This window comes from Streptomyces polyrhachis (assembly GCF_042663125.1).
Lineage (GTDB): Bacteria > Actinomycetota > Actinomycetes > Streptomycetales > Streptomycetaceae > Streptomyces > Streptomyces polyrhachii.
Genome location: NZ_JBHSZO010000039.1, coordinates 45741 through 52044 on the forward strand (window position 1 = coordinate 45741; position 6304 = coordinate 52044).

Sequence of the window (6304 nt, forward strand, 5' to 3'; positions counted from 1 at the left end):
GCGTGGCCCGGTCGGTCACCTGCAGGGTCCGCTGCGCCTGCGGCCGCCGCTCTGCTTCGTAGGTGTCCAGTAGCCCGACCGGCGCCCATCCCTGGATCTCGGCGGCAAGCTTCCACCCGAGATTCACCGAGTCCTGGATCCCCAGGTTCAGCCCCTGCCCCCCGAGCGGGGAGTGCAGGTGCGCCGCGTCGCCGGCCAGCAGAACCCGACCGGTCCTGTACTGGTCCACGATCCGCTGATGGATCTTGAAACGGGCCAGCCACTCGGGCTCGTACGGCCCCGGGTCGAAGCCGAGCGCGTCCGTGAGCACCTCGCTCAGCTCCTCCAGCGTCACCGGCTTCCGCGACCACGGCCGATCGGCCCTTGCCGCGGCGATGCGGAACAGCCCGCCGCCGTACGGTACCGAGACGGTGACCCCACCGCCGCCGGAGATGACCAGCAGTTCGTCCGGCGGGGGCCGGCGCAGGCGCACATCGGCGAGGATAGGCGCGATCTCGTACGTACGGCCGCGAAAGGCGATCCCGGAGAGTTCGCGTACGACGCTGTGGGCGCCGTCGCAGCCGACGACGAACTCGGCGCTCTCCGCCCACTCGCGCTCGCCCGAGCGGACCTGCAGTGTGACACCCGAGCAGTCCTGTGCCAGTGCGAACACCTCGGCTCCGCGCTCGATGGTGACACCGAGGTCGAGGGCGCGCTGCTGGAGGACTTCCTCGGTACGGCTCTGCGGAATGACGTTGAGATAGGGGAAGCGGGTGTCGAGCTCGGAGAAGTCGACGCGTGCCCCACGCACGGGCACCATCCGGCTGACCGGCCGTCCGAGCGCGATCAGCGTGTCGGCGTGGCCGCGCAGATCGAGCACCTCCATGGTTCTGCTGTACAGGCCCACGGCGCGGGACTGCGTGGAAGGTGCGCGCCGGCGTTCGAGGACGGTGCACGACACCCCCGCGGCGGCCAGTTCGCAGGCCAGGGCGAGGCCGGTGGGGCCAGCCCCGACGACGATGACTGACTGTTCTGGAGCGATGGCCACGGATTTCTCCTTCAACTGCTCTCGGACTGTCATGTGCACCGTGCGGACCCCTGCCACACGGCTGGAGCGGGTGCCCGAGACCTTCGAGGAGCGTCACCCGGACCTCAAGGCAGTAGCGGCCCGCCACGTGGCACGCCAACCACGGGCCGTACACGTCAGGGGCGAGCACGGCGGGCGGGAGAGTCTCCCCGCTGATATCGGTGACGTGCCCGACCGGATCGCAGTCGCCGTAGACGAGGTCGAAGCAGGGAGCTCGGGAGGTGAGGAAGAGAAAGGGGCAGCGGGCCCCCGTGCTGCCGGCCGGCCTTCCAGTCCCGCCCCCAACGGCCGGGAAGCGGTGAACTGCCACGTCACCCGCCGACCGGGCCTGGGATCAGACCTCGACCTCGATGACCGTGGCCTCGGTGAGGTTGGTGGCCTCCACCAGCGTCTCGGCGGGCGCGGTAGCCGAGGCGACTTCGACCGCGCTCAGGGTCACGCCGTCCCGTCCCGGTTCCAGGTGAATGCGGATGACCTTCTTCTCTGCGGGCATTGCGGAATTCCCTTCCACGGAGGCGGTCACAGAACTCAACGCTGGTTGAATTATACGGAGGGTGAATACCACTGACAAGGGATCGGCGCACGACGGGAGTGTTCCATCGGCGGCGGATCCGGTCGTCCCACAGGTGGCACCAGTACTGGGCCGCGCTCGGCATGATCTGGGACCCCCACGAAGCCTCCTGGCAGGGCAACCTCACCACCGCCGCGGCCTACCACCAAGAACACGGTCACCTCGCCATCCCCATCACCCAGCCCGCCGGCCAGTTCCTCATCGACCAACGCGCCGCCGCCCGCAAAGGCCGCCTCACCCCCGACCGCGAAGCCCAACTCACCACCCTCGACAGACTGGATGCTCCCGCACGGCGCGGACTGGCACCGCAAATACCACCGTCGCCGACGAGATGACCACCCAGGCCGAAAGCAACCACCTCACCAGCCCGAAACGCGACACCGTCGCCACCAGCATCAACTACCTCACCAGCCACCTCACCAGCCACCTCAGGAAGCCCTGGCCACAGCGCTCACCCACCCCGCCCACCAGCACTGGACGGGCCTGCACGTCCGCCACGACGAGGGCGCCGAACACCTCGACCTGTGGCTCGCCACCATCCAAAGCGACCTGGACTTCGGCAAGCTGTCCGTCGGCGCCACCGCCCGCGACCTCAAACTGGCCGACCCCGCCCTGCGCTGGTCGGGCGCCGCCCTGTACGACGGCGCCACCTTCGCCTACCTCACCACCCGCCCCGTCGACGACGACACCGACGAACTGGGCATCACCGCCCACGGCCCCGGAGCCGACAAGCTCCTCACCCAGGCCAATGACCTCCTGCACCGCTGGAACCAGCAGCGCCCCACACAGCCCACCATCACCGCCTACCCCGCGGCCGCCCACGACGACCACCTCGAAGCAGGCGCCCGCATCACCCGCCCGGACACCCAGCTGACCATCACCTGGTGAACCACCACAGCTGGGGACAACGGCTGTTTGACTGACTTCGACGAGGGCCGGGGCCACGACCGGGAGGTCGTGGCCCCGGCCCTCGGACACCGCCTCACCCTGGAGGGTGTAGCCGCCCCGATCCTCGCCCGAGTACCCACGCCGGCCGCTACCGTCGATCCGTCCGCCCGCAGCCCCGCTGATCACGTGCCAGGCCGACTGACCGCGCGTTTTCAAGCCCGCCAGCGATTTGGAGTGCCCACGATGACGATTCTCACAACCGCCGACTGGTCTCCCGAGCAGCGCGAGGAGCACCTGCAGGCGGTGATGAACAGCGGCTGGAGCCGTATCCACCCTCCCCTGCTGCCGTTCCTGTTGGTCGTTGTGGGCTTGGAAGGCTCCCCCTTCACCCGTGAGGGGCTGTTCCCCTTCCTTCGCAGGGGAAGCGATCCGCAGGACGCGCTCGATGCCTCGTGCTGGGACGACGAGGACGAGAACGACGACCCGCAGGAGGCGGCCGCTCTCGCGACAGCCCGCGCTGCCACCGACGGGTACGCCGCCCACTTCGGCCTGCCGCCGCTACGTACCGTCAACGACCTGATCGACCTCCTGGTGGCCGCGGGCGCTGTCCAGGAACTACCGGATGAGGGCGGCGTGCCGCACCTGCATCCGGCGCAACCGTTCCCCGTGCCGCAGGACGTCCTGCCGCTGGCAGAGGAAGAAGCTGCGATTCAGCGCAAGCTGCGCATCGAAGCGGCGTACGAGGGCGACTCGTACCGGATCATCGACCTGTTCGACTCCCGAGGTGCGCGCCACAGCGAGATCCGCACCAGCCTTGGCCGACTGGCCAGGATCATCGACGGCAACGCCTACGACGCCCGCCAGGCGCTCCAAATCCTGCTCGACGCCGGCGACTTCACCGCCAGCGTCGACCTCGAGGGCCTGGCGGAGCACAAGGTGTTCCGGGTGCGGTGCGACTGGGAGGAGTTCGACTCCGGCCGCATCCACATCCACGGCGTGAACGACCAAGGCCAGCTGGTCATCGACATGCCCAAGGACCTGGAGCTTGATCGGGGACGCTGATGCCGTCGTTAGCTAGCAGCTGGTATCGATGGGTAGCTATGCTGGGGGTATGGCGAAGCAGACGAACATCAGGCTGGACGAGGACGTCAAGGCGGCTGCCGAGGCCCGGGCCAAGCGCCGCGGCTTGAGCCTGCAGGGGTACGTAGCCGACCTGATCGAGCAGGACGTGAACGAGTCACGCACTGCCTTCATGGCCGGCGCCGCGGCGTTCCTGGCCTCGTACACCGAGCTGTTCGAGGCGGAAGTCGGTGAGGACCGCTACCCCGGCCTGGCGGAAGGGCCGGCGAACAGCGCATCGAGGGACGCCGCGTGAACCTGCGCATCGACCTTGCCTGGATCCTGGCAGTGGCCCAGCAGATCCCGGGCGACCCGCAGGTCGTCGACTACGGCGTGCCCGTAGCCGCGGAAGCACGCCACCGGGCGGAAGTCCTGGACCACGAGGTCTACCCCGAGCCCCACCACAAGGCGGCGGCGCTGCTGTGCGAGTTGGCGAGGAACCCCAGCCTGGAGGTCAGGAACCTGCTGTTCGCCGCCACGGTGACCGCGGCCTACCTGTCAGCGTGCGGCCTCCCGGTAAGCCCCGGCCTGGACACCGTCCTCCCCCTGGCCCGCGCGGCACGCGACGGACTCCCCGTACGAGAGGTCGCCGCGCAGCTCAAGACCTGGACGAGTTGATCTACCTCATCCCAGAGCGAGCTCGTTCGTTAACGGCGCACCAGGGTGCCCTGGTCGCGGTCGTGAACTACCTCGTCCGCCAGCACCGGATGACCCTGCATGTACGCCACAACGCGGATGCCGAACACGTCGATCTGTGGCAGGGGCAACCTCCTGGTGTTGGTGGGCTTTGTTGCTGTCCGTGAGAAGGGCGGCCGCATCCACGGGCGTTCACGAGAAGCTTTGACCAGTGTCGACTCGAGGCTTTGAAGATCGTTCCCCGTTCGTGAGGTGATCGTTCCCCGGCATGGCCGCGGCTGTGGATGATGGTGCGGTGACGAGCGTCAGGGACGACCATGTGAAGGTTCATTTCCGGCTGGAGGTGGACGAGGACGGTTGGCCGCCGGCAAGCGTGGAGAGCTTGTGGGCGGTGGACCTCGGTGACGGGACCGTGCGTCTGGACAACACTCCCTGGTTCGTACGCGGAGTCGCCAGCGACGACGTCATCCGGGTGGAGACCGACGAGGAAGGTGTCCGCTGGGCCGGTGGGACGGTGCGGGCTTCGGGGAACTGCACCATCCGACTGATCGTCCTGAGGGACGGCGGCTCGGAGGCTGCCCGGCAGACCGTGCTGGAGACGTTTCACCGCCTGGGCACGACCGGTGAGGGGATCGAGCAGTTCCGGATGGTGGCTCTCGATGTTCCACCAGATGCTGACCTGCCTCGGATACGGAAGCTCTTGGAGCATGGCGATGCCAAGGGGTGGTGGCATTGGGAGGAAGGGTGTGTCACCGCAGCATGGCGGGAGACAGAAGCGACGTGACCGCCATGGCGGATCGCCTCTCCTGGTGTGAAGGCGGCGTGGAGGACGACAAGTGACCATCTTTTGCTGCGTCAACTGCCAGCAGTTCCTGACGAACGACGTGGAAGCTGGGGAACCGCTGCGAGGGCCGGAGCGGTCGGCGGCTCACGCGATCGCCTTCCCTCGGATGGCTGCGGGGACCTTCAAGGTCAATTTTGATGCGAGTCTGTTGATCTTGCACCCGGATGACCTTCCCGGGGTCGCACGGCACCCCGATTCGCGGCGTCTTGCCGGTTGCTGCGGGATCGCCGGCCAGGACGGCCCCAACCTCGTATGCAGCGGCTGCGGCGTCGAAGTGGCGACCAAGGAGTCGGACTGAACGACGTGATGCTGCAGCGCTGCCCGCAAAGGCGTCGGCACGAGCAGCCGGCCCCGCGCCAGCGGCTGATGCGGACGAGCGGGTCCGGCAGCTGGAGGCCCGGGTGGCCGAGTTGGAGGCAAGCGAACGGAAACTGGCCACCGAGCGGGACATCCTCCGCAAGGCGGCCAAGTATTTCGCCGGCGAGACGAACTGGTGAGGAGCCGTCAACTAAGACCGTGTCCTATGTGGTGAGTCGAAGCAGTCGCTTGTAGCAGCACAGCGCTGCGGCGAGGCCGAGGAAGGCCAGGTAGTTGCGGGGGTGGCGTTCGTAGCGGTGGTTGAGTCGGCGGTAGCCGGTCAGCCAGGACAAGTCCCGCGTGCGGTGGGTCGGGTCTCCGATCCACCGCACGCCGCCCCATCGTTGCTCGTCGTGACGTGGGTGGTGCTATTGCGATGTGGGGGTGTGTCAGTGGCGTGTGGGGGTGTGCCACGATCTCCCGAATTGCATGAGCATGTCAATGATTGGTCTAGTCATGTTAGCGGTCATGAAATGGTTTCGTACAGTAACAACCAGCACCACCCCACCCCGTCCCACCCCGCACCCTTTTCGTGTCCCGCGCACCCGGCCACCCCCGAACCCCGGCGCCCGACCAGCGCCGCGCAGATGCACCGGACCAGCGCCGTTGCCTTCCCGCCCTCACTCACGACCCGGTACGGTGGAGACACCAAGCACGAAAGCGGAAGGCCGCAGCGGACCACGGAACGACGTCAAGAAGAGCGCTTGACCAGGGAAGTCGAGCCAAACTCGGCCCCAGCCCGCCGTATCCGCAACGGAGTTGCGGATGCCAGCGCCCGACCACGCTCTGAAGCGGAGCTTCAGAGCGTGGAGGACGGAGTCCT

Annotated in this window: 8 protein-coding genes and 2 pseudogenes; 7 read left to right on the plus strand and 3 right to left on the minus strand. The window is 67.8% G+C overall.

What is annotated here, in order from left to right; translation table 11 throughout:
• Positions 1-31: 31 nt before the first annotated feature.
• Together ACFQLX_RS21410 and ACFQLX_RS21415 are read right to left on the minus strand one after the other, a co-directional pair.
• Positions 32-1090: pseudogene (locus ACFQLX_RS21410) on the minus strand (FAD-dependent oxidoreductase); the annotation flags it as partial.
• A 310-nt stretch (positions 1091-1400) separates the two neighbouring features.
• Entirely contained in the window at positions 1401-1559 is a 159-nt protein-coding gene (locus ACFQLX_RS21415) for a hypothetical protein (protein WP_386417548.1), read from the minus strand.
• A gap of 161 nt (positions 1560-1720) precedes the next feature.
• Between ACFQLX_RS21415 and ACFQLX_RS21420 the strand changes: the two genes are divergently transcribed.
• The 7 genes from ACFQLX_RS21420 (at position 1721) to ACFQLX_RS21450 (ending at position 5422) form a co-directional block, all read left to right on the plus strand.
• On the plus strand, positions 1721-1972 hold the full coding sequence (locus ACFQLX_RS21420; protein WP_386417550.1) for a helicase associated domain-containing protein: 252 nt from the start codon (positions 1721-1723) through the stop codon (positions 1970-1972).
• Positions 1917-2525, plus strand: a complete 609-nt coding sequence (locus ACFQLX_RS21425; RefSeq protein WP_386417552.1) for a class I SAM-dependent methyltransferase — start codon at positions 1917-1919, stop codon at positions 2523-2525. The genes ACFQLX_RS21420 and ACFQLX_RS21425 overlap by 56 nt, the downstream gene beginning before the upstream one ends.
• Positions 2526-2768: 243 nt before the next feature.
• The gene (locus tag ACFQLX_RS21430) at positions 2769-3587 is read left to right on the plus strand and encodes a DUF6042 family protein (protein ID WP_386417554.1); all 819 of its coding nucleotides are present in this window, start codon (positions 2769-2771) and stop codon (positions 3585-3587) included.
• Positions 3588-3636: 49 nt separating this feature from the next.
• On the plus strand, positions 3637-3900 hold the full coding sequence (locus tag ACFQLX_RS21435) for a hypothetical protein (RefSeq protein ID WP_386417556.1): 264 nt from the start codon (positions 3637-3639) through the stop codon (positions 3898-3900).
• Entirely contained in the window at positions 3897-4262 is a 366-nt protein-coding gene (locus ACFQLX_RS21440; RefSeq protein WP_386417558.1) for a hypothetical protein, read from the plus strand. Before ACFQLX_RS21435 ends, ACFQLX_RS21440 begins: the two co-directional genes overlap by 4 nt.
• Positions 4263-4548: 286 nt before the next feature.
• Positions 4549-5064, plus strand: coding sequence for a DUF4265 domain-containing protein (locus ACFQLX_RS21445; RefSeq protein ID WP_386417560.1), 516 nt, complete (start codon positions 4549-4551; stop codon positions 5062-5064).
• A gap of 52 nt (positions 5065-5116) precedes the next feature.
• Complete coding sequence (locus ACFQLX_RS21450) at positions 5117-5422, plus strand: hypothetical protein (protein ID WP_386417562.1); 306 nt, start codon at positions 5117-5119, stop codon at positions 5420-5422.
• Between the two features lie 223 nt (positions 5423-5645).
• Here the strand turns inward: ACFQLX_RS21450 and ACFQLX_RS21455 are convergent.
• Positions 5646-5828, minus strand: a pseudogene (locus tag ACFQLX_RS21455) (IS5/IS1182 family transposase); the annotation flags it as partial.
• Positions 5829-6304: the final 476 nt, after the last annotated feature.

Coding starts and splice junctions, on each gene's coding strand:
- ACFQLX_RS21425 (WP_386417552.1), top strand. CDS start 1,917: ATGCTCCCGCACGGCGCGGACTGGCACCGCAAATACCACCGTCGCCGA.
- ACFQLX_RS21445 (WP_386417560.1), top strand. CDS start 4,549: ATGGCCGCGGCTGTGGATGATGGTGCGGTGACGAGCGTCAGGGACGAC.
- ACFQLX_RS21415 (WP_386417548.1), bottom strand. CDS start 1,559: ATGCCCGCAGAGAAGAAGGTCATCCGCATTCACCTGGAACCGGGACGG.
- ACFQLX_RS21435 (WP_386417556.1), top strand. CDS start 3,637: ATGGCGAAGCAGACGAACATCAGGCTGGACGAGGACGTCAAGGCGGCT.
- ACFQLX_RS21420 (WP_386417550.1), top strand. CDS start 1,721: ATGATCTGGGACCCCCACGAAGCCTCCTGGCAGGGCAACCTCACCACC.
- ACFQLX_RS21430 (WP_386417554.1), top strand. CDS start 2,769: ATGACGATTCTCACAACCGCCGACTGGTCTCCCGAGCAGCGCGAGGAG.